Genomic DNA, 20,438 nt, shown 5'->3' on the forward strand with positions numbered 1-20,438 from the left:
AGGTGGTGGTGTCGTGCGTCACAGGGGCTTCGATGTCGAGTCTAGGGAGATGGCAATCCGCGCGGCAAGCGTTTGCCAAAAGTTGCCAAAAGTGCTCCAATAGCGGACATGGCAGACGAAAAAGCCCGCACGGCTGCAGCAGTCCCCACCATCCGCGACGTTGCCGACTTGGCGGGTGTTGCCACATCTACTGTTTCCAGGGCGCTCTCCAACCCTGGCCGGGTAAACCACGTGACGCGGGAGCGGGTTGAGCAGGCCGCGGCAGCGCTGAACTATGTGCCGAGTTCGCAGGCGCGGGGTTTGAGTTCCGGACGGACCAACGCCATCGCCCTACTGGTCCCCGACGTCACCAACCCGTTCTACTTCGACATCATTAGAGGCACCCAGAACCAGCTAAAAGCGGCCGGGTACACACAATTGCTGGTGGATACCGAGGAATCCGCCGAGATGGAAGCGGACACTCTCCGCAAAATGCAGCGGACGGCCGACGGATTCATTCTTGCCGCGTCCCGACTAACCGACGCCCAGATACTCGAGGCGGCGTCATCACAGGCGATCGTAACAATCAACAGGTCCTCGGCGAACGCACCCACTGTCATGATCGACACCCCGGGTGCTGTGGTTCAAGCCTTGGAACACCTCAGCTCACTGGGCCACTCCAAAATCTGCTACGTGGGGGGACCGGCGTCGTCCTGGTCCAATCTCAAGCGATGGAAGACGTTTGAAGACGAATGCCGGGAGCGCGGACTCACAACTTCCCGAGTTGGCCCTTTTACGCCGAAGACAACATCGGGTGCGGCAGCCGCCGACGCCGCGGCCCGCACAGGCGCAACCGCATGCATTGTCTTCAATGACCTTCTGGCCATAGGTATGCTCCAGCGACTTCGCGAGCGCGGCATCCGGGTCCCTGAGGACATGAGCATTGTGGGCTGTGACGACATCTTCGGCGCAGACTTCTGTAACCCACCCTTGACCACCATGGCCTCACCCATTGAGCAAGCCGGACGCGTGGCCGTCTCCATGCTGCTTGCACAGTTGGATCCCCTGCATGCGGGATCCAGCCGTCGTCTAGCTGTCATGCCCACCCACCTCACAGTGCGCGGCTCAACGGGTCCGGTCCCCTCCGCTTAGCCCGAATCACCGCCCAGCCCGAATCACCGCGCAATATGGTTGAGCCTTTGTGACCGGGCTGACTAGTGTTGGACCATGCGCGAACTCCAGGAAAAGATCATTGAAGAAATGGGCGTCCAGCCCCGGATCAACCCTGCAGAGGAGGTCCGCAAGCGCGTCGATTTCCTGAAGGATTACCTCAAGGCGACGCACACTAAGGGATTCGTTCTTGGAATCTCCGGTGGCATAGATTCCTCGCTTGCCGGCCGCTTGGCCCAATTGGCCGTGGAAGAGCTCGAAGCCGAGGGCGTGGAAGCGAACTTCGTAGCCGTCCGGCTCCCCTACGGCATCCAGCATGACGAAGACGACGCCCAGGCGGCCCTCGACTTCATCAAAGCCAAGACCGAGTGGACCTACAACATCTCCCAAGCCGTGGACGGTTTCGAGGACGAATTCGAAAAGACCACGGGCGCCCCGATCTCCGATTTCCATAAGGGCAATACCAAAGCCCGCGCACGCATGATCGCCCAGTATGCACTGGCCGGTGAGCACAACTACCTGGTGATCGGCACGGACCATGGCGCAGAGTCAGTGACGGGCTTCTTCACCAAGTTCGGCGACGGCGGCGCGGACATCCTGCCGCTGTTCGGCCTGAACAAGCGCCAGAACCGCACCCTCCTGGCCGAACTCGGCGCACCTTCACGGGTCTGGGAGAAGGTTCCCACCGCCGACCTCCTGGACAGCAAGCCCGGCCGCACGGACGAGGACGAGCTCGGAGTCACCTACGACCAGATCGACGATTACCTCGAAGGCCGCGACATCCCCCAGGACGCCGCGGAGCTCATCGAGCGGAAATACCTCCGCACGCGCCACAAGCGCACCGTTCCGGTCACCATCTTCGACACCTGGTGGAAATAGCAGCGTCCGTTTAAAACCAACCACGCTTCTCCAGTACCAACCTCGACGGCGGGTGCCGGCTTCCGTACGGAAGTCCGCACCCGCCGTCGTGCGTTAACCATCCCTCTCTCACATCCCGCGCCCTTCCCACCATCCCTCGCTCACCCTCTCGATTTCACCTCTTGACGTCACGATAGTTACCGATATATCGTTAACTATCGCCGATACTTCGGTGAATCATTCAACCGAAAGGACGATGCTGCTATGAAAGGCATCAACGAAAACAACAACTCATTCCCCGGGCACGACCACGACCACCCTGAACACGGACATGGCCGAGGCCGCTTCAACAGGGGCAAGGGCCGACGCGGACCGGGCGGACACGGCGGCGGCGGATTTGGTCCGGGCTTCGGTCCGGGCGGTTTTGGTCCTGGCTTTGGTCCCGGATTCGGGCCAAGGGGCTTCGGCCCCGGCGGCTCGCGCCGGGCAAACCGTGGTGACGTCCGGGCAGCGATTCTCTCGCTCTTGGCGGAGGCTCCTTCCAACGGCTATGGCCTGATCAAGACCATCGCGGAGAAGACCTCCGGCGCATGGCGTCCCAGCCCCGGCTCCGTCTACCCCACCCTGCAGCAACTGGTGGACGAAGAACTGATCGTCGCCGTCGGCGAAGGCCGACGCACCGAGTTCACGCTCACGGACGATGGCAAGGCCTACGTTGCCGAGCATGAGGAAGAACTGGCCAACGCCTGGAACACGGAGGCAGACGGAACCGGCGCAGCCTTCCACCAAAGCGTCGGCAAGCTCATGGGCGTCGTTCACCAGTTCCGTTCGGCCGCCACCGACGAACAGCGCCAGGCAGCCATTGAGAAGCTGGACGAAACCCGCCGTGCCCTCTACCTGATCCTGGCCGACTAAGTGCTGGTCACCATTCCCTTGACCTTGACGTAACGTCAACCCCTACTGTCGAAGGACAAGCACAGGACGGAGGACGTATGGACTGGTCAATTCAGGAAATCGCCCAGATTGCAGGGACTACCAGCCGCACGCTGCGTCACTACGACGACATCGGACTGCTGAAACCAAGCCGGACCGGCCATAACGGCTACCGCTACTATGACGGTCCGGCCCTGGTTCAGCTCCAGCGCATCCTCCTGCTCCGGGAACTGGGGCTTGGACTCCCTGCCATCGCCGAGGTTCTCGATCGCGAGACGGACACCGTCAAAGCGCTGAGCAGCCATCTGGAATGGCTCGCCCAGGAGCAGGACAGGCTGACCCGGCAGATCGCGTCCGTCCGGCAGACCATCGACACAATGAAAGGGGATGGAAAGTACATGGCACAGAACATGTTTGATGGCTTCGACCACACTCAGTACAAGGACGAGGTGGAGGAGCGTTGGGGCAAGGATGCCTACGCCGCCGGGGATTCGTGGTGGCGCGGGATGTGCGCCGACGAAAAGCAGCAGTGGAAGGACCGCGTCCAACAGCTGGGCACGGACTGGATTTCCGCCGCGGAGTCAGGGGTTGACCCTGACAGCGCCGAGGCGCAGGACCTTGCACGGCGCCACGTCGAGTGGCTTCGCGGCATTCCGGGAACCCCGACGACGGTACCTGGCGGAGACGTCAAGGGTTACGTCACGGGACTCGGCGGGATGTACGTCGCCGACCCTAGGTTTGCCGCCAATTACGGCGGGGAATCAGGGGCTGCCTTCGTCCGGGATGCCCTGCGGGTCTACGCGGATGAGAACCTCTAAACGGTCAGGATGCGCTGATCCGGGTTAGGCAATAGTCTGGCCGGATGGGTACAAGCACCGTCAAGTCCGGCGAACAGGTTGACAGACAGAAGCGCATTCTTGACGCGGCACTGGAACTACTGTCCCGCCACGGCATTTCGGGCATCAATATGCGCGCCGTGGCACGTGAAGCCGGCGTCGCACTTGGCTTGGTGAATTACTACTACGAAGACAAATCGAGTTTGATTCGCGCGGTGCTCCACCAGATCGAAGAGCACGACCTCCTGCTGGTGGAGCCTTCACCCACCTCCACCCCGGACGAACAACTCCGCGAGTCTCTTCGTCGCGTTGCGGACCCTGGGCTCCTGACCACGCCCTACCTGTCCCTCCGCCTCCATTTGTGGGCTCTTGCCCAGGCACATGAGGACTTTGCACAGATTAATGCCGCAGCCTTTGACCGGTATCTCCAAGGGCTTGCGGCGTTGATCGGCAACGCCATCTCCGGGTTGTCTCCCGAAGAATGCAGGGAGCGGGCCGCCGACATCGTTGTGGTGCAGAACGGCATGTGGCTCACCACGCTTCTGGGCATCGACAAGGCGGCCATCGAGCGAGGCATTGCCCGCACCGAAGAGATCGCTTTCGCGCCGTCGCAGCGCTAAGCACCCCTGCTACAGGGACATCTTGTCAATGGAGTACTTCTGGGTCGCGTAAATCCCGCCTTGAGGCAACTTTGGATCATAATCCTCCGGCGCTCCCCACCGGGCTGCGTCATCCTCAGGAATGAACCCGACGGCGTCTCCCGCCTTGAGGTCCCACCACCGGCCGGCGTTCGCGGAGACGGCGTAAAAGACGGCGACGTGTTCTGCGGTGGTCATCGCGGCGAGGAAAGCCCGAACCGCATCTGACGGGCTAAGCCAGGTCCGCTGCTCGCGGGCGGAACCCGGTCGATGTTCGTAGCTGCCGATACGTACGGCGATGGTACTGATGCCAAATTTGTCCGCGTAGAGCCGGCACAGGGCTTCTCCCGCGACCTTCGAAACTCCGTAGAAGCCATCGGGACGGGGTGGCATGTCCGATGAGACCGGATCGCCAGCGGAGTACATGCCCGTCAAACGGTTGCTGCTGGCGTACACCACTCGAGGAACCCCGGCACGTCGGGAAGCCTCGAGAACGTGATACGTGCCGACGATGTTGACCTCCGCCAGGTCATGGAAATCCGCCTCATCAGGAATTCCCCCGAGGTGGATCACGCCATCAGCGCCTCCGAACAGCTCCACCAACGAGTTCAGGTCACTGAGATCCGCGGTCGCCACCACATCCTGCGGGGCCACCGGCGACACCGGGCGAATATCGGTGGACACCAGCTCAACCCGCATCTCGGCGAGGGCGGCCCGCAAGGCAGTTCCAATCGTCCCGGCCGCACCTGTAATGACCCAACGACGCCCCGCAACATCAACCATCCCCCAACCGTACTGCGCCTTCCCCCCGGCTGGAGGCTTCCGGTTCCGGTCGGAGAGATGTCGGAAAGACGACGACGGCGGCAGCACCCGCCGCCGTCGGCCGTCCGTCACCGCTCAACCTCACGTCGACAACGATGTCCGACCTGCCTGAGCCTCGACGATCACCTGCATACCCTTTCGAACGACCGTTGACTTGTCCGGTGGACTTATCGTAGCTTTCAACACACTGACAACGTTGTCTAAGTGGGGATGGGCACGCGCGATGAAGGGCGACTTGGAAGAACAATGACTAAATTCACGATCAGTAGGATGCGGGCAGCGACGTCTGCGTTGACGCTGGCGGGCCTGACGCTTTCGGGCATCATGGCCGGCGTGGCACCAGCCTCTGCAGCACCCGGGGTGGGAAGTGAGGAGTTTCGACCTGCTTACCACTTCACACCAGCGAAAAATTGGATGAACGATCCCAATGGGATGGTTTTCCACAAGGGGGTCTATCACCTGTTCTACCAACACAATCCCTCCGGCAACACCTGGGGGAACATGTCGTGGGGTCACGCGACGTCGAAGGACCTGGCTCACTGGCAAGAGCAGCCTCTGGCCCTGTCCACCGATGCGCAGGAGGACGTGTTCTCCGGCAGCATTGTGGTTGATAAGGACAACACCACGGGCTTCGGGACCAAGGAGAACCCCGCGCTGGTGGCCATCTACACCAGCGCCTACAAGGATCCTTCCCCGCACCGGGGCCTGCAGGCCCAGTCCCTGGCCTACAGCTTGGATGATGGCCAGACGTGGACCAAGTACTCAGGAAACCCGGTGTTGGACCGCAATTCTGCCAACTTCCGGGACCCCAAGGTCTTCTGGTACGACAACCCCTCCGGTGGAGGCTACTGGGTCATGACCGTAGTCGAATCGCAGGATCACAAGGTGCTCCTCTACAAGTCCGGCAACCTCAAGGACTGGACTGCCCTGAGCGAATTCGGGCCCGCCAACGCCACCGGCGGCCAGTGGGAATGCCCTGATCTGTTCCCGCTGGCGGTGGATGGGGATACGAACAACATCAAATGGGTCATGGTGGTCAACATCAATCCCGGCGGTGTCGCGGGAGGATCGGCCGGACAGTACTTCGTGGGCGACTTTGACGGCACCACGTTCACCTCCGAAACCACAAAACCAGTGGCCGAGGTCCCGGCCGGCACCGTCCTGGCAGGCTTCAACGACGGGACCTACCACGGCTGGACCTTGAACAACGAACCAGGCAACTGGAAGAACGGTCCCTTCGGTGACGCTCCCGCCTCCGGCTCCCTGCCCGGCCAGAGTCCGGTACCCGGGTTCGGCGGAACAGGACTGATCAACTCATTCAACGACGGCGACTGGCCACTGGGTTCCATGCAGTCACCAACCTTCACCGTGACCGACGACTACCTCAATTTCCTTGTTGGCGGCGGCAAGCACCCCCGCGTCTCCGACAAGCTGGACAACACTCCGCCCCCGGGAGAGCTGAAGTTTGACGGCTTCGAGGTTCCCGACGGCACAACGCTGGCCAATGCAGGCTGGACTGGGACAGGCGACTTGACCCCCAATTTCCAGCCGGCCACAAGCGGCGGGGACTTCTACATCGGCGCCAAGCGAATCAACACCTTCGAAACAGGCGCCGTACCCGGTGATGACCGCCAAGGAACCCTGACCTCCCCCGAGTTCCCCATCACCAAGAACTTCATGTCCATGCTGGTGGGAGGCGGCAACCGAACAGCGGACCCAGGCCAGACCCTGGCCGTGCAACTGCTTGTCAACGGCACCGTGGTCCGCTCCCTGGCGGGTGATAACGCGGGACTGCTGAACTGGAAAGGCTGGGATGTCTCGGAGTTCGCCGGACAGAAGGCACAGCTGCGGATCGTTGACGAAGCTACCGGCGGGTGGGGCCACATGACCCTTGATCACGTCATGCTTACTGACACAGCCGCCGTCGCCAGGTCCGATGAAGAAACGGTGAACCTGGTTGTCAACGGACAAGTGGTCCGTACAGCCACCGGCAACGACAGCGAAAGCTTGGATTGGACCTCATGGGATACCAAGGAATTCGTTGGCCAGCAGGCACACATCAAGGTTGTCGATAACAACAGATTCGGATGGGGGCACATCCTTGCCGATGAATTCACAGCCAGCTCCACAGCTGCGAAGTCCAAGCTGGAGTCTTACGACTGGTTGGACTACGGACGCGACTATTACGCGGCTGTTTCCTTTTCGAACATGCCCGATAACAAGCGGGTCATGTTGGGCTGGATGAACAACTGGGATTACGCCAACAACATTCCTACCAACCCGTGGCGCAGCGCCATGTCGTTGCCCCGGGAGGTTCAGCTGACACAGACACCCGATGGACCGCGCCTTGCCCAAAGCGTAGTCAAGCAGGTGGACAAGCTCGCGAAAAAGCCCAGCTATACGGACAAGAAGGGCGGTGCCATCAAGGCCGGAACAACCCCCCTGCCCGCTGCCGCTTCAGGTCAGGTCCAGCGTGTGGACATCACGTTCGCACCCGGCACGGCGAAAAAGTCAGGCATCACCGTACTGGGCGACGGCAGCTCTTCCACCGTCATCGGCTACGACTCCACCACCGGGAAGGTCTTCGTTGACCGCACAAAATCGGGAAACACCACATTCCACCCGACCTTCGCGTCCGTTGACGACGCCCCTGTCACCCTGGACGAAAAGGGCAATGTCACTCTGCGGGTGTACGTAGACCGGTCATCGGTGGAAGCGTTCTCCGGAGACGGGCTCCGGACCATCACCGATCAGGTATTCCCGAACGCCGGTGCTGACAAGATGACCCTCTTCGCGGAGGGTGGAACAGCGCAGCTGAAGTCCCTCACCGTGACCCCCATGGAAGGATCAATGTTCCTTCCCGGAAAGAAGTAACCCACCTCCCGTAGCAAGGGACGGCTATGCCAGTGGGCTCAGCCAGGTCAGGGCGGAACCGTCGCCCTCGATGTGATCGGCAAGTTCGGCGTTGAACTCCCGGCCGTAGTCGGCGCCGATATGTTCCTGGAAGGCCTGCTCGTCCCGGTACACCTCGAAGACGAAGTACTCCCGCGGATTGGTTTCCCGTGTGTACGGCAGGAACATCACGTTTCCCGGTTCGTTCCGGACGTGTTCCGTCAGCGTTGCCATCATTTCCGCGACGCGGGTTTCACTGCCTTCTTTGACAGTGAACTCTGCGTACAGTGTCTTGGTCATGGCCAGTCCTTTGCTCGGTTGGTTTAGGATCGTTCCGCTATTTGCCCGCGTCAGCTTGGGGCCGGATTTCACCGGAGCCCCGCTGTATGAGTTCAGTTGGGATGACATACGTTTGGGCGGGGCTCTCGTCGCCATCGATCCTTGCAAGGATCCGCTCTGCCGCAAGCTTGCCGATGCGTTCGGGATGCTGGGCGATCACTGTGATCCCGGGGTCCATCATGTCGGCCAGAGTGAAATCATCAAATCCAATAAGGGCAACCTTGTGATGCAGTCCGAGGGCTCTCAGGGCCCGCATGGCGCCGAACGTCACCAAGTTCTGACTGGAGAAAACCGCCGTCGGAGGGTTCTCCGAGGTCAGCAGTTCGTGAGCAGCCCGAAATGCGGTCTCCTCGTCATGCAGGTTTTCACGAACGGCGACTCCGGACGTGGAAATGCCTGCTTGTCCCACGCCGTCCAGGAACCCTGTCCGGCGCCTCCCGGCAGTCTGGATATCCGTCCGGTCGCCAAGGTAAGCCAGACGGGTATGCCCATGCTGGATGAGATGCGCCGCCGCCTTCGCCGCACCAATTTCGTTATCAGTTACTACTGCGTCAGCCTCAATGCCGGCGGGCTCGCGGTCAACGAATACCAGGGGCAGATCGCGGGAGTGCTCCGGAATCATGTAGGCCTGGCTCTTGGCAATGGTAGTCAGCACAAGCCCGTCGACCCGACGGCCCAGGAAGGCTGAAATCAGCTTCCTTTCCCGGTCGGGATCGTCATCCAGGCTTGCAGCGAAGACGGCAATGCCGCGCACAGCCAAGGCGTCCTCCATGGCCCTGTGGATCTCGCCACTGAAGGGGTTGGAGACGCTCGGAAGCAGCAGGCCGATGGACTGGGTCTTGCGTCCGGAACGCTTCAGGCTGCCTGCCGTGATGTCCAGTTGGTACTGCAGCTGTTCCGTTGCCCGCATGACCCGCTGACGGGTCGCCTCGGAGACCCCTGGCTCATCGTTCACTACGCGGGAGACTGTCTTGATCCCAACGCCCGCGAGATCGGCAACATTTTTCATGGTGGGGCGCTTGCGTCCGGAGTCGGACTGGTAACGATTAGACATCGTTGTCAACTTGCTGCTCCTCAACTCGATTTAATACTTGACTCTATCGTGTGAGCTTGCTTACATGTTCAATGACAACGTTGTCAGACGTAGAAATTGCGCCGCCAACAGCCACAAAACCAGGAGTTTCAATGTTGAGTTCCAAAGCAACCCGGTCCGCCCGGACCCGTTTTCTTGCCGCCGGCGCAGTCCTGACGCTCGGCGCGCTGAGCCTGACGGCCTGCGGAGGCAGCTCCTCCCCTTCATCCAGCGGGGGCTCCGATGAAAAGATCGGCGTTTCGCTGATCGTCAAGACCACCTCCAACCCGTTCTTCGTCTCCATGCAGGATGGCGCGAAGAAGGCCGCCGAGGCTGACGGCGTCGATCTTAAGCTTGCGGCCGGCAAGGCCGACGGTGACGAGGACACCCAGATCCAGGCCATTGAGAATGCAATCTCCAAGGGTGACAAGGGCATTCTGATTACCCCCAACGGTCCCTCGGTAGTGGATGCCCTGAAGAAGGCCAAGGACGCGGGCTTGTTCGTCATTGCACTGGACACCCCGCCGGACCCGGCCGACGCCGCTGACATCACGTTTGCCACGGACAACTTCAACGCCGGAGAGCTGATCGGCAAGTGGACCGCCCAGCAATTGGCGGGCAAGAAAGCCGTCATCGCCCTCATCGATCTCTTTGACGACAAGGTGGTCTCGGTGGATTACAACCGCGACCAGGGCTTCCTGACCGGTCTCGGCATCGACACCGCGGATAAGAAGAAGAACGGCGACGAAGCCAAGACGGGAACGTACACCGGCGGCAAGGGCGGCGACTACGAAATCGTCGGCAGCCAGGCTTCCCAGGGCGCCGAAGATGGTGGACGTACCGCGATGGAGACCCTGCTGGCCAAGAACCCCAATGTCAACGTTGTCTACACAATCAACGAGCCCGCTGCCGCAGGTGCTTTCGAGGCCCTGAAGTCGGCGGGCAAGGAAAAGGACGTCCTGATCGTCTCCGTTGATGGCGGCTGCTCGGGTGTGAACAACGTCAAGTCCGGTGTGATTGGCGCAACGGCGCAGCAGTACCCGGTCAAAATGGCCGAGCTGGGCGTAAAAGCCATCGTTGATCTGGCAAAGACCGGCAAAAAGCCTGCCAATTCCGAGGGCCTGGACTTCTTCAACACCGGCGTCGAGCTCGTCACTGACAAGCCCGCCGACGGCGTGAAGAGCATTACCACCACCGAAGCATCCCAGATCTGCTGGGGCAAGTAACCCGTTCCGCCGCGGGGAGACGCTCCAACGAGCGTCTCCCCCGCATACCCAGCAGTTACAGAACATGGAAGTTCAGGAGCAACCCAAGTGACCCAGCAACAGACCGCCGGCCCCCCGAGCGCGGGGCATGCTGACCTGGCCGAGGAATTCCTCGACCGCCAGACGCCCCTCAGCAGAATCCGCAACCTCCTCCACCGATACCCAGCCCTCAGCCCTGCCATTGTGCTGCTGATCGCCGTGGTGGTCTTCGGGCTCCTCAATGATCGTTTCCTGCGCGTTGAGAACCTGTCCCTGATTACTCAACAGGTTGCCGTGGTGGGCACCCTGGCGATCGCCCAGACGCTGATCATCCTGACAGCAGGCATTGACCTCTCCGTAGGCGCGGTCATGATCCTGTCGTCAATGGTGATCGCTCAACTCGCGGTCAGCAACGGCATTCCAGGGCCTGTCGCCCTACTGGCCGGTCTCGTCGTCGGCCTTGGTTCCGGAGCATTAAACGGCTTCCTGGTCACAAGATTCCGGCTCCCGCCGTTCATCGTGACGCTGGGAACCTTGAACATCTTCATCGCTCTGACACTGCTCTACTCCGGCGGAAGCACCGTGCGTGGCTCCGCCATGCCGGACATGCTCACCTGGCTGGGAAGCACCTTCCCGATCGGACCCGTCCGGATCTCCACTGGCGTGGTCATGATGCTCCTCCTCTACGCGGCCGTTGCTTTCATTCTGGGCAAGACCGCTTGGGGACGGCACGTCTACGCGGTGGGCGATGACAAGGAAGCAGCCCGCCTGGCCGGCATCCCCGTCAACCGCGTCCTGATGAGTGTTTACCTTGCCGCGGGTGCAGTCCTCGCCGTCGGCGCGTGGATCCAGATCGGCCGTACCAATGCCGCCAGCCCCAACGCCGGTGTCGACTTGAACCTGGACTCCATCACCGCCGTCGTGATTGGCGGCACCAGCCTCTTCGGCGGCCGTGGCTCGATCTGGGGTTCGCTGCTCGGAGCCCTGATCGTTGGCGTCTTCCGCAACGGCCTCTCCCTCGCTGGCCTGGACGTGCTCTACCAGACCCTCGCCGTAGGCATCCTGATCATCATTGCCGTATCCGTCGATCAATGGATCCGAAAGGTCAAGTCATGACCACCACAGATTTTGAAGCCCCCCGCACCGAAACCCGCGAGCCCATCCTCAAGGCCAGGAACCTCGTCAAGACCTTCGGCCGCGTCGTCGGTCTCGACGGCGTCAGCCTGGACCTCTACCCGGGCGAAGTCCTGGCCATCATCGGCGACAACGGGGCCGGCAAGTCCACGCTCATCAAATGCCTCACCGGCGCCGAAGTTCCCGACACCGGCGAACTCTTCGTGTCAGGACAGCAGGTTCACTTCAAACGGCCGCAGGACGCCCGCGTCCACGGCATCGAAACCGTTTACCAGAACCTTGCTGTTTCGCCCGCCCTCGATGTCGCCTCGAACCTGTTCCTCGGCCGCGAAGAGCGGCTCCCCGGACCGTTGGGAAGCCTCTTCCGAATCCTCGACACCAAAGGCATGCGCAGGAAAGCCAAGGAAGAGCTGACCCGCCTGGGCATCTCCACCCTCCAGGACGTCACCGTGCCGGTCGAGAATCTCTCCGGTGGCCAGCGCCAAGCCGTCGCCGTGGCCCGTGCAGCGGCGTTCGGATCCAAAGTGGTGGTTCTCGACGAACCGACAGCCGCTTTGGGCGTCCGTGAATCCAACCAGGTGCTCCAGCTGGTCCGGGACCTCCGCGACCGAGGGCTGCCGGTCATCCTGATCAGCCACAACATGCCTCATGTGTTCGACGTTGCAGACCGCATCCACATCCAGCGCCTCGGCAAATGCGCGGCAACCATCACCCCGCAATCCCACACGATGACCGACGCCGTCGCCATCATGACCGGTGCAGCCAAAGCCTAAGGCCATGCCGGACCTTCCGTCCATTCGGAACTCCTTTCTCCGTCCGCAGACCTGCCCACAGGTCTGCGGACGGACCCATACCTCCCCCGCCCCACCAGTAACCCGACGAAAGAACCGAGATGCGCACCCTTCACCCAGGCGACTTTGCCCATAACCAACTGGACGTCCTCGTCATCGGCGAAGCCCTGGTCGACATTGTGAACACCCGGGAAGGAAGCATCAGCTACCCTGGCGGCTCCCCTGCGAATGTCGCCTACGGCCTGGGCCGCCTCGGGGTACCGACCGGGCTCCTCACGGCGATCGGCGACGACGAACACGGCACCGCCATCACCACCCACCTCCACAGCGCAGGCGTCCAGCTGCTTCCCGGATCAACATCCTTGGAGCGAACCGCCACCGCCACCGCCATCCTCGCAACGGACGGCTCGGCGAGCTACGAGTTCGACATCCGGTGGGAACTTGCACCCGTAGCACCGGCCACGATCCCGAAAGTCCTCCATACCGGATCCATCGCCACGTTCCTGGCCCCGGGAGCCGCCACCGTGCGTACCCTCCTGGAACAAAGCCACGACTCCTGCCTGGTCACCTACGACCCCAACATCCGCCCGGCCCTCCTTGGCAGCCATTCTGAAGCCAAGCAGATCTTCGAGGACCTGCTCCCCCTCACCGACGTCATTAAACTCAGTGACGAAGATGCGCACTGGTTGTACCCCGCATCCTCCCTGGACGACGTCGCCTCCCGACTCCTGGATCATGGGGCCCGGCTGGCTGTCATCACCCGGGGCGCTGAAGGTGCGCTCCTGGCCACACCCGGGGCACGCCTCAACGCCCCATCAGCGAAGACCCGCGTTGCAGACACCATCGGCGCCGGCGACTCCTACATGGCCGCCCTCATCTTTGAACTCTTGGCCAGGGGCGAAAAGGCGTTTGCACCTTCAGCGCTCGAGAGCATTGGACAGACCGCAGCCTTGGCCGCAGCGATCACCGTCAGCCGGCCCGGCGCCAACCCTCCCACCTCCGACGAGCTTCAAGCGCGGTTGGAAGGACTCCAACAGCAGCCACTCTCGGTATAGCCGTTCCGCGAGTGCGTCTCCTGAACTAGTGTCTGTAACTGTGCCACCGCCGCATGGTGGGACGCTGCCCCAGGCAGCCGGTAAATGGGAGGGTATTGCCATGAAGCTCGTCAAACGAATCACTGGGACCGTATCACTGCTGGGACTGGCAGCAGGAGCTTTCCTTGCCGGAGCACCAGCGGCCCAAGCAGGCTCAACATGTCCATACGAAAGATTGTGCCTCTACTTCAACAGCAACTATGAGGGAGCCCGCGCCGACACCCAATACTCTGATGGCTGGTTAGGTGACGAACTGTTCAACAACGGCCCTGCCGGGGCGAACGGATGGAATGTCCAGGTCAACAACAACGCCGCCTCCATCATCAACAACACCAGCGAAACGGTCTGGGTCTACGATGATTCCCACTGCGGCGGAAACCCACGCAGCATAGGACCCGGCGGACGATGGAACCTCGAAGCCCTGGGACTGAAGAACCAGGTGTCCTCGTTCTTCATCGACAACCGAGGCAACTGCGCAAACAGATAGTTACTATGCCAGGTAACGCTGTCACTCATCGGGGAACCCGGCCCGCAGGCGACTGAACATGCCCTCCGGGCCGGGTGCCGACGTCGTGGGTTTCCTGGCTTTGGCGGGAGGGGCAGAACTCCCCATGGCACTGCTGCGGGACGACGCCTACGATGGCAGTGGACCGCTCGGTCCCTTCAGTCACTTTTTTGGGGAAAAGGACCTTACCCATGCCGTTGCCGCGACCTGCCGCCGACCATCCACTTCAGAGAACACGGCAGGGGGTGTGGGCCATCCTGGCGGCTGTCGCTTTGGTGGCCGCGGGTCTCTTCGCCGGGATCGCTCCCGCCTCCGCCGCGACCTACACCTTCAAGGGAGTGGTCAAGGGAAAGCTGACGGCCACCGCAACGCCCACTGCGCTGGGCGACGTGTGGGTGGGTGCGTACACCAATGACGACCGGGCCGACTTCGTTGCCGGTGCGTGGTCTGCAGCCGATGGTTCCTACAGTTTCACCGTGCCTGCTTCCGGCAGTTACAAAATCTGGACCACCTGCAGCAGCGGACCCTGCTCCGCCACGTACGCCTCCGAGTGGAACTCGAACCAGTCCAGCTCCTATGGTTCGACGCCGGTCGCCGTCACCGATGCTGCCCCCACCACCACGTACAACCCGCAACTGGAAGCGTTCGGCAGCATGACTGGCCGGGTCACCAACAAGGCCGGCCAGCCCCTGACAGCGGTGTCCGTCTCCGCGTCTCCCAACAACGGCGGACAAATAAGCAGTACCAAGCCGGACGCCAACGGCTACTTCACCCTCACCAAGATCCCGCCCAACCAGGCCTACATCAGTGTCCGGGACGAGTCGGGCCAGCGCCTCTACCTGGAGCAGTACTGGACCGGCACCGGCACCGTGGACACGTACACGGCGGCTACGGTCCCGGCAGGAGTCGCATGGACCAACGTGAACTTTGTTCTCAAGGATGAAACGCTCATGGAGGCCACCGTCGTCGATCCGGCGGGTGCGCCGATTGCCGACGTCGGGTATATCCCGTGGGTCTACAACGACGCGACGGCTGCCTGGGAAGGGCCGCAGATGGGCCCGCTGACCTCGAATGCGCAGGGCAAGATCTACTGGCGAATGACAGTGGGCAAGAAGTACAAGCTCTGCGTCTCGGACACTATCTATGAGGGCACGCCCCGCGATAAGCGGTACAAGGCCGAGTGCTACGACAACACGGCCACCAAAGACACGGCAACCGTTCTGACAGCAACTGCTGCCGGCCAGCGGGTAAAGCTGACCATGCAGCTGGACGTTGCTGGGCTGTCGCTGACTCCTGACAGGCCGTACGTTTACGGTTCTGCCCAGGCGGGACAGAAACTGACCGTCGATCCCGGCGTCTGGGGACCGGCCCCGGTGACCCTCGCCTACCAGTGGCAGCGTTCCAAGGACAATGCCGAATTGCAGGACATTGCCGGCGCCACCACCACCGTCTACACCCCCACCGCGGCTGATGCCGGGTACGACATCTGGGCAAAGGTCACCGGGACCAAGACCGGATATGCCCCGCACACCACCTCGGTTCACGGCGGAAAATCCGGCGCCGAGGCTGTCACCTCGTCCAAGCCCTTCACCCTTCTGGGCACGCCCAGCGCCGGAAACACCCTGACCGTTGACCACGGCACCTTGAACCCCGCCCCTGATTTTGGCCCGTATTACGACTGGTTCGTCAACGGTGTGGCGGACTACCGGACAAACGGGCCCACGTTCCTTCTGCAAACCTCCGACGCCGGCAAAAAAGTCACCGTACGACTCAGCGTCCACGACTGGCCGCTTCAGCCCTACTACGGCCAGGCCTCTGTCACTGTTGCTGCAGGAACCCTGACCGCGCCGGTTCCGACGGTGACGGGAACGGCGAAAGTTGGCTCGGTCCTCACGGCGGTTCCCGGGACGTGGGGTCCTGCCCCCGTGACGTTGGCTTATCAGTGGTTCCGGAGCGGCGTCGCGATCACGGGTGCCACCTCAGCTGCCTATTCATTGGCTGCCGCGGATCTGGGTAAGACCATGACCGTTCGGGTCACTGGAACCAAGGCCGGGTTCACGACGGCGGCGAAAACTTCCGCTGCGACTGCAGCCGTCGCGGCGGGCACGTTGACCGCGCCGGTGCCCACCCTGTCTGGGACCGCGAAGGTTGGCTCGGTGCTCACGGCTGTTCCCGGAGCATGGGGACCGGCTCCCGTAACGTTGGCCTACCAGTGGTACCGGAGCGGCGTCGCCATCACGGGTGCCACATCGGCCACCTACGCCTTGGCTGCCGCCGATCTGGGCAAGACCATGACCGTCCAGGTCACGGGAACCAAGGCCGGGTTCACGACGGCGGCCAAAACCTCCACTGCCACTGCGGCCGTTGCGGTGGGCACGTTGACCGCGCCGGTACCCACGGTGTCCGGGACGGCGAAGGTTGGCTCGGCGCTCACGGCAGTTCCCGGTGCATGGGGACCGGCTCCCGTAACGTTGGCCTACCAGTGGTACCGGACTGGTGTTGCCATTACAGGGGCTACGTCTGCCAGCTACACATTGACTGCCGCCGATCTGGGTAAGACCATGACCGTCCGGGTCACGGGCAGCAAGGCCGGGTTCACGACGGCGGCCAAGACTTCCGCGGCGACCGCCGCCGTGGCGGTGGGAACGTTGACCGCGCCGGTTCCGACGATCTCCGGGACGGTGAAGGTCGGTGCGGTCCTCACGGCAGTGCCGGGTGCGTGGGGCCCGGCCCCCGTGACGTTGGCGTACCAGTGGTTCCGGAGTGGCATCGCGATCACGGGTGCCACGTCAGCTACCTACTCATTGGCTGCCGCCGATCTGGGTAAGACCATGACCGTTCGGGTCACGGGCTCAAAGACCGGGTTTACGACGGCGGCGAAGACCTCCGCTGCGACTGCGGCCGTCGCGGCGGGCACGCTGACCGGGCCCACACCCACCGTCGCAGGCACCGCAACGGTGGGCAGCACGCTCACCGCAACCCCTGGCGTGTGGGGGCCGGCTCCGGTGACGTTGACCTACCAGTGGTTCCGTGGAAGCACCGCCATTTCGGGCGCCACCGCCCAGACGTACAAACTGGTCGCCGCGGACAAGGGAAGTGCCATCAAAGTACGCGTGACAGGGACCAAGACTGCGTACACCGCACTGGCCCGCTACTCAGCTGCCACTGCCCTGATCGGCTGATCATCAGCGGCGGAACTAACTGACGTTAGTGACGGGATTAAGAGACGACGACGGCGGCAGCACCGCCGTCGTCGTCTTCCTGTCGGGACTCGATCAATGGCCGCAAACCGGTTCAGGAGGCAGAGATGAACATGCCCGACGTCTCACAGCTCACGAAGCTTGGAGAGACACTTGCTCGATGGCAGATGGATGACGGCCCCGTCCACCTGCATCCCGGTGACCTCGGCTGGTACTCGCGGCTCGGCGCCGTCGAGACGGCATCAGCGATACGGATCTGGGCGGAGGGTGGGGCACCGGCCGCCATCGGTCTTCTCGATGGACCGCAGCTCCTCCGTCTCGCGATCGACCCGACGCGACGCGACGACGTCGGCCTTGCAAGGCGGATCGCAGACTCGATCAATGACCCTAAAGGCGGTGTGTTCGGCCCCGGGCAGGCAACGGTGGAGGGGCGAGGCGCCGGTGCTCTGACGCGAATCCTGGGACAACAAGGCTGGCAAGAGGACGAACCGTGGGTTCCCTTGCGCTTGGATCTCTCCGCACCTGTCCAGCCGACCCGCACCCTGATCGAGACCATCGACGAGGACCGGGGCGTCCCGGCCTCATCGAACCTATGGGCGTGCACCGGGATCATCGTGGGCGCGGTTACGGGGTGGAGATCACCCGCGCGGGAGCGGCGATGCTACGGGAGATGGGGTCATCCAGCGCCGTGGTGGCCGCCGAAGGATCCAATAAAGGCGCTCTGGCGACCTACGTCGCGGCGGGGTTCGTCCCTGCCACGCCTGTCGTGGACATGTCACGCGGTGACCATTAGCCAAGCGACTCGTTTACGGCGACGCTAGCCACGCACAGTGAGGGAACATTTCGGAGTTATCCCTTATCTGCGATTTCCGTGGCAGCTCGTCGGGATCTGATGACTGCCAGTCCGATAACGCTGCCTGCTGCTGCCAGGAAGAAGAAGAACAACACCAACAGTGGGCCAGACATCCATGGGAAAAGCGGGTTGCGACCGGTCAGGAAGATCGAAGCCAACAAGCCCACCATCGACAGGCAGAACATCAAACCCAGTGCTTTCTGCATGCGGCTCCGACGAATCGGCAGTGACCTGCTTGAAATAGCCATGGACATACCTTACCGAGCTGCTTGGTATCTAATTGAGAGTCCCACTTCCGTAGGCAAAAACGAGCGAACCGGCGAATATTTGGCCTGCCCGGCCGACTGCACCACAGGCTTACGGACAAGCAGTTGCTTCTGTGAATCGTGAGAGCATCATTGAGTGACCGACAGTACTCCGCTTGAACTGCCGCCCCTCTACGAGTCCCTAATCTGGCTTACCCCGCTCTCCGAAGAACGCGCTGCACACCTCGTGGCGTTCTTGTCCGACCCGGCGCCGGCTGAGGTTCTGGACATGGGGTGTGGATGGGGTGAACTACTACTTCGGGTTTTAACGTCGGCCCCGCAGGCCCGGGGACGTGGAGTGGACAGGGCTTCCGCATTCATTGACCGAGCGAAGCAACAGGCATTGACGCGTGGGCTGCTCGACAGAGCGACGTTTGAATCGATGCCCGGGCTGGAAGCCCGGGATCGCCCCGCGGACGCTGTCATCTGCATAGGCGCGAGCCAGATTTGGGGGCCGCCGGTGGAGGACGCGCAGCCGCTCGACTACGCCGCAGCCCTGCGTGCCCTTCGAGCTCTGGTGCTTCCCGGCGGCCGACTCGTCTACGGCGAGGCGATCTGGTCAGCGACACCTCATCCGGCTGCCACTGCCCCTCTGGCTGGACGTGAAGACGAGTTCCTGACAGAAGATGCTTTACGCGAGCAGATCCGCGCCGCTGGTTTCGAGGTGGTGGACGACGACCAGGCAAGCGTTCAGGAGTGGGATGTCTTCGAGGCCGGGTATCGCGACAGGTATACCCGTTGGCTGGAAGCCCATGATGCCGACCATCCCGCCGCACAGCAGGTCCGTCGGCAATATGAGGAACAGCGAGCTGCATATGAAGAGGGCTACCGAGGCGTACTCGGGATGGCGTATTTCTGCCTAAGGGGATAGGAGTCCATTACGATTCACCGTCACGTGACGCACAGACATGCTGGGGTTCCACCATGTGATGGCTCAACGGACGCGTTACATTCGGTATACGTAATCCTGCCGTCGATTGGAGCTCAACATGCTACCCGCAGCCAGCGTCTGGGCCTTCGCCCTTGCGGCGTTCGCGCTCATCGTCATCCCTGGTCCAAGCGTGCTCTTCGTGATCGGACGCTCGCTCGCCCTCGGACGAAAGAGCGGCGTCCTAAGTGTGCTCGGCAACGCCCTCGGCATGCTCCCCGCCGTCGCCCTCGTGTCCCTCGGTGTGGGTTCCATCGTCGCTGAATCGTTGATCGTCTTCACAGTCATCAAGTTCATCGGTGCGGCCTACCTGGTCCATCTCGGCATCCAAGCCGTTCGTCACCGCAAGGACCACACAGACACCTCCTCCACAGCCAAGGCTCCGCCGTCGTCTTTCCGGCTCCTACGCGAAGGATTCACAGTCGGCGTGACCAACCCCAAGACCATCGTCTTCTTCGTCGCAGTCCTCCCGCAATTCGTCGACTACGCCCACGGCGCCATCCCCCTCCAAATGGCGGCCCTCGGAATGATCTTCTTCACGATCGCCCTCGCCAGCGACACCATTTGGGCCATCACCGCAGGCACCGCGCGCGCCTGGTTCGCCCGAAACCCGAAACGCCTCGCCCGCATGAGCGCCGGCGGCGGCGTCATGATGATCGGCCTCGGCGGAAGTCTCGCCCTCACCGGCAACAAAACATAATCAGCTCAAAAGACACGGAGCGTTCTGAATCGGGCTGACCTGCTTTGCCCGGCCCGCTTCTCTCGCCGGTCGATCACAATTTCGTTGATCGAGAAGGGGATCAGCACGATTAATGGCAGCAGGATTCCCTGCCAGAAGGGCCATA

19 protein-coding genes are annotated in these 20,438 nt (G+C 62.2%); 15 read left to right on the top strand and 4 right to left on the bottom strand.

Features of this window, described 5'->3' with window-relative positions; all coding sequences use genetic code 11:
• Positions 1–108 precede the first annotated feature (108 nt).
• The 5 genes from ACIQLI_RS01115 (at position 109) to ACIQLI_RS01135 (ending at position 4,396) form a co-directional block, all read left to right on the top strand.
• Complete coding sequence (locus ACIQLI_RS01115) at positions 109–1,131, top strand: LacI family DNA-binding transcriptional regulator (RefSeq protein ID WP_400384132.1); 1,023 nt, start codon at positions 109–111, stop codon at positions 1,129–1,131.
• 75 nt (positions 1,132–1,206) lie between these two features.
• Complete coding sequence (gene nadE, locus ACIQLI_RS01120) at positions 1,207–2,028, top strand: ammonia-dependent NAD(+) synthetase (RefSeq protein WP_400384135.1); 822 nt, start codon at positions 1,207–1,209, stop codon at positions 2,026–2,028.
• Between the two features lie 243 nt (positions 2,029–2,271).
• The gene (locus tag ACIQLI_RS01125; RefSeq protein ID WP_354228792.1) at positions 2,272–2,922 is read left to right on the top strand and encodes a PadR family transcriptional regulator; all 651 of its coding nucleotides are present in this window, start codon (positions 2,272–2,274) and stop codon (positions 2,920–2,922) included.
• A gap of 77 nt (positions 2,923–2,999) precedes the next feature.
• Entirely contained in the window at positions 3,000–3,758 is a 759-nt protein-coding gene (locus tag ACIQLI_RS01130; protein ID WP_400384138.1) for a MerR family transcriptional regulator, read from the top strand.
• Between the two features lie 44 nt (positions 3,759–3,802).
• Positions 3,803–4,396, top strand: a complete 594-nt coding sequence (locus tag ACIQLI_RS01135) for a TetR/AcrR family transcriptional regulator (RefSeq protein WP_400384141.1) — start codon at positions 3,803–3,805, stop codon at positions 4,394–4,396.
• A gap of 9 nt (positions 4,397–4,405) precedes the next feature.
• Here the strand turns inward: ACIQLI_RS01135 and ACIQLI_RS01140 are convergent, their stop codons facing one another.
• Entirely contained in the window at positions 4,406–5,197 is a 792-nt protein-coding gene (locus ACIQLI_RS01140; protein ID WP_400384144.1) for an NAD-dependent epimerase/dehydratase family protein, read from the bottom strand.
• A 309-nt stretch (positions 5,198–5,506) separates the two neighbouring features.
• Between ACIQLI_RS01140 and ACIQLI_RS01145 the strand changes: the two genes are divergently transcribed.
• Positions 5,507–8,110 carry a GH32 C-terminal domain-containing protein gene (locus tag ACIQLI_RS01145; RefSeq protein ID WP_400384775.1) on the top strand — a complete coding sequence of 868 codons (2,604 nt, stop codon included), beginning with the start codon at positions 5,507–5,509 and terminating at the stop codon, positions 8,108–8,110.
• 24 nt (positions 8,111–8,134) lie between these two features.
• On the opposite strand, the gene ACIQLI_RS01150 is transcribed toward ACIQLI_RS01145, so the two are convergent.
• Together ACIQLI_RS01150 and ACIQLI_RS01155 are read right to left on the bottom strand one after the other, a co-directional pair.
• On the bottom strand, positions 8,135–8,428 hold the full coding sequence (locus ACIQLI_RS01150; RefSeq protein WP_400384147.1) for a putative quinol monooxygenase: 294 nt from the start codon (positions 8,426–8,428) through the stop codon (positions 8,135–8,137).
• A 37-nt stretch (positions 8,429–8,465) separates the two neighbouring features.
• Positions 8,466–9,476, bottom strand: a complete 1,011-nt coding sequence (locus tag ACIQLI_RS01155) for a LacI family DNA-binding transcriptional regulator (protein WP_400384777.1) — start codon at positions 9,474–9,476, stop codon at positions 8,466–8,468.
• A 176-nt stretch (positions 9,477–9,652) separates the two neighbouring features.
• Between ACIQLI_RS01155 and ACIQLI_RS01160 the strand changes: the two genes are divergently transcribed.
• The 7 genes from ACIQLI_RS01160 (at position 9,653) to ACIQLI_RS01190 (ending at position 18,300) form a co-directional block, all read left to right on the top strand.
• Positions 9,653–10,765: a substrate-binding domain-containing protein gene (locus ACIQLI_RS01160; RefSeq protein WP_354228780.1), complete on the top strand. Its 1,113-nt coding sequence runs from the start codon at positions 9,653–9,655 to the stop codon at positions 10,763–10,765.
• Between the two features lie 87 nt (positions 10,766–10,852).
• On the top strand, positions 10,853–11,899 hold the full coding sequence (locus ACIQLI_RS01165; protein ID WP_400384150.1) for an ABC transporter permease: 1,047 nt from the start codon (positions 10,853–10,855) through the stop codon (positions 11,897–11,899).
• Positions 11,896–12,690: an ATP-binding cassette domain-containing protein gene (locus tag ACIQLI_RS01170; RefSeq protein ID WP_089593486.1), complete on the top strand. Its 795-nt coding sequence runs from the start codon at positions 11,896–11,898 to the stop codon at positions 12,688–12,690. Before ACIQLI_RS01165 ends, ACIQLI_RS01170 begins: the two co-directional genes overlap by 4 nt.
• 119 nt (positions 12,691–12,809) lie before the next feature.
• Positions 12,810–13,763: a carbohydrate kinase gene (locus ACIQLI_RS01175; protein ID WP_400384152.1), complete on the top strand. Its 954-nt coding sequence runs from the start codon at positions 12,810–12,812 to the stop codon at positions 13,761–13,763.
• Between the two features lie 100 nt (positions 13,764–13,863).
• Positions 13,864–14,289, top strand: coding sequence for a peptidase inhibitor family I36 protein (locus ACIQLI_RS01180; protein ID WP_400384154.1), 426 nt, complete (start codon positions 13,864–13,866; stop codon positions 14,287–14,289).
• 209 nt (positions 14,290–14,498) lie between these two features.
• Positions 14,499–17,489: a carboxypeptidase regulatory-like domain-containing protein gene (locus tag ACIQLI_RS01185; RefSeq protein WP_400384157.1), complete on the top strand. Its 2,991-nt coding sequence runs from the start codon at positions 14,499–14,501 to the stop codon at positions 17,487–17,489.
• 610 nt (positions 17,490–18,099) lie between these two features.
• Positions 18,100–18,300, top strand: coding sequence for a GNAT family N-acetyltransferase (locus ACIQLI_RS01190; protein ID WP_400384779.1), 201 nt, complete (start codon positions 18,100–18,102; stop codon positions 18,298–18,300).
• Positions 18,301–18,356: 56 nt separating this feature from the next.
• Here the strand turns inward: ACIQLI_RS01190 and ACIQLI_RS01195 are convergent, their stop codons facing one another.
• Positions 18,357–18,608, bottom strand: a complete 252-nt coding sequence (locus ACIQLI_RS01195) for a hypothetical protein (RefSeq protein ID WP_400384159.1) — start codon at positions 18,606–18,608, stop codon at positions 18,357–18,359.
• A 154-nt stretch (positions 18,609–18,762) separates the two neighbouring features.
• Here ACIQLI_RS01195 and ACIQLI_RS01200 point away from each other — a divergent pair, with 154 nt between their 5' ends.
• On the top strand, positions 18,763–19,536 hold the full coding sequence (locus ACIQLI_RS01200) for an SAM-dependent methyltransferase (protein ID WP_400384162.1): 774 nt from the start codon (positions 18,763–18,765) through the stop codon (positions 19,534–19,536).
• Between the two features lie 118 nt (positions 19,537–19,654).
• Positions 19,655–20,293, top strand: a complete 639-nt coding sequence (locus tag ACIQLI_RS01205) for a LysE family translocator (protein WP_354228763.1) — start codon at positions 19,655–19,657, stop codon at positions 20,291–20,293.
• The last annotated feature ends 145 nt before the right edge of the window (positions 20,294–20,438 follow it).

It is taken from the genome of Paenarthrobacter sp. NPDC091669 (assembly GCF_044756725.1).
GTDB classification, from domain to species: domain Bacteria; phylum Actinomycetota; class Actinomycetes; order Actinomycetales; family Micrococcaceae; genus Arthrobacter; species Arthrobacter bambusae_C.

Bases quoted from the DNA above. Each gene is read 5' to 3' on its own strand.
- ACIQLI_RS01115 (WP_400384132.1), top strand. From the start codon at position 109: ATGGCAGACGAAAAAGCCCGCACGGCTGCAGCAGTCCCCACCATCCGC.
- nadE (WP_400384135.1), top strand. From the start codon at position 1,207: ATGCGCGAACTCCAGGAAAAGATCATTGAAGAAATGGGCGTCCAGCCC.
- ACIQLI_RS01125 (WP_354228792.1), top strand. From the start codon at position 2,272: ATGAAAGGCATCAACGAAAACAACAACTCATTCCCCGGGCACGACCAC.
- ACIQLI_RS01130 (WP_400384138.1), top strand. From the start codon at position 3,000: ATGGACTGGTCAATTCAGGAAATCGCCCAGATTGCAGGGACTACCAGC.
- ACIQLI_RS01135 (WP_400384141.1), top strand. From the start codon at position 3,803: ATGGGTACAAGCACCGTCAAGTCCGGCGAACAGGTTGACAGACAGAAG.
- ACIQLI_RS01140 (WP_400384144.1), bottom strand. From the start codon at position 5,197: ATGGTTGATGTTGCGGGGCGTCGTTGGGTCATTACAGGTGCGGCCGGG.
- ACIQLI_RS01145 (WP_400384775.1), top strand. From the start codon at position 5,507: ATGCGGGCAGCGACGTCTGCGTTGACGCTGGCGGGCCTGACGCTTTCG.
- ACIQLI_RS01150 (WP_400384147.1), bottom strand. From the start codon at position 8,428: ATGACCAAGACACTGTACGCAGAGTTCACTGTCAAAGAAGGCAGTGAA.
- ACIQLI_RS01155 (WP_400384777.1), bottom strand. From the start codon at position 9,476: ATGAAAAATGTTGCCGATCTCGCGGGCGTTGGGATCAAGACAGTCTCC.
- ACIQLI_RS01160 (WP_354228780.1), top strand. From the start codon at position 9,653: ATGTTGAGTTCCAAAGCAACCCGGTCCGCCCGGACCCGTTTTCTTGCC.
- ACIQLI_RS01170 (WP_089593486.1), top strand. From the start codon at position 11,896: ATGACCACCACAGATTTTGAAGCCCCCCGCACCGAAACCCGCGAGCCC.
- ACIQLI_RS01175 (WP_400384152.1), top strand. From the start codon at position 12,810: ATGCGCACCCTTCACCCAGGCGACTTTGCCCATAACCAACTGGACGTC.
- ACIQLI_RS01180 (WP_400384154.1), top strand. From the start codon at position 13,864: ATGAAGCTCGTCAAACGAATCACTGGGACCGTATCACTGCTGGGACTG.
- ACIQLI_RS01185 (WP_400384157.1), top strand. From the start codon at position 14,499: ATGCCGTTGCCGCGACCTGCCGCCGACCATCCACTTCAGAGAACACGG.
- ACIQLI_RS01190 (WP_400384779.1), top strand. From the start codon at position 18,100: ATGGGCGTGCACCGGGATCATCGTGGGCGCGGTTACGGGGTGGAGATC.
- ACIQLI_RS01195 (WP_400384159.1), bottom strand. From the start codon at position 18,608: ATGGCTATTTCAAGCAGGTCACTGCCGATTCGTCGGAGCCGCATGCAG.
- ACIQLI_RS01205 (WP_354228763.1), top strand. From the start codon at position 19,655: ATGCTACCCGCAGCCAGCGTCTGGGCCTTCGCCCTTGCGGCGTTCGCG.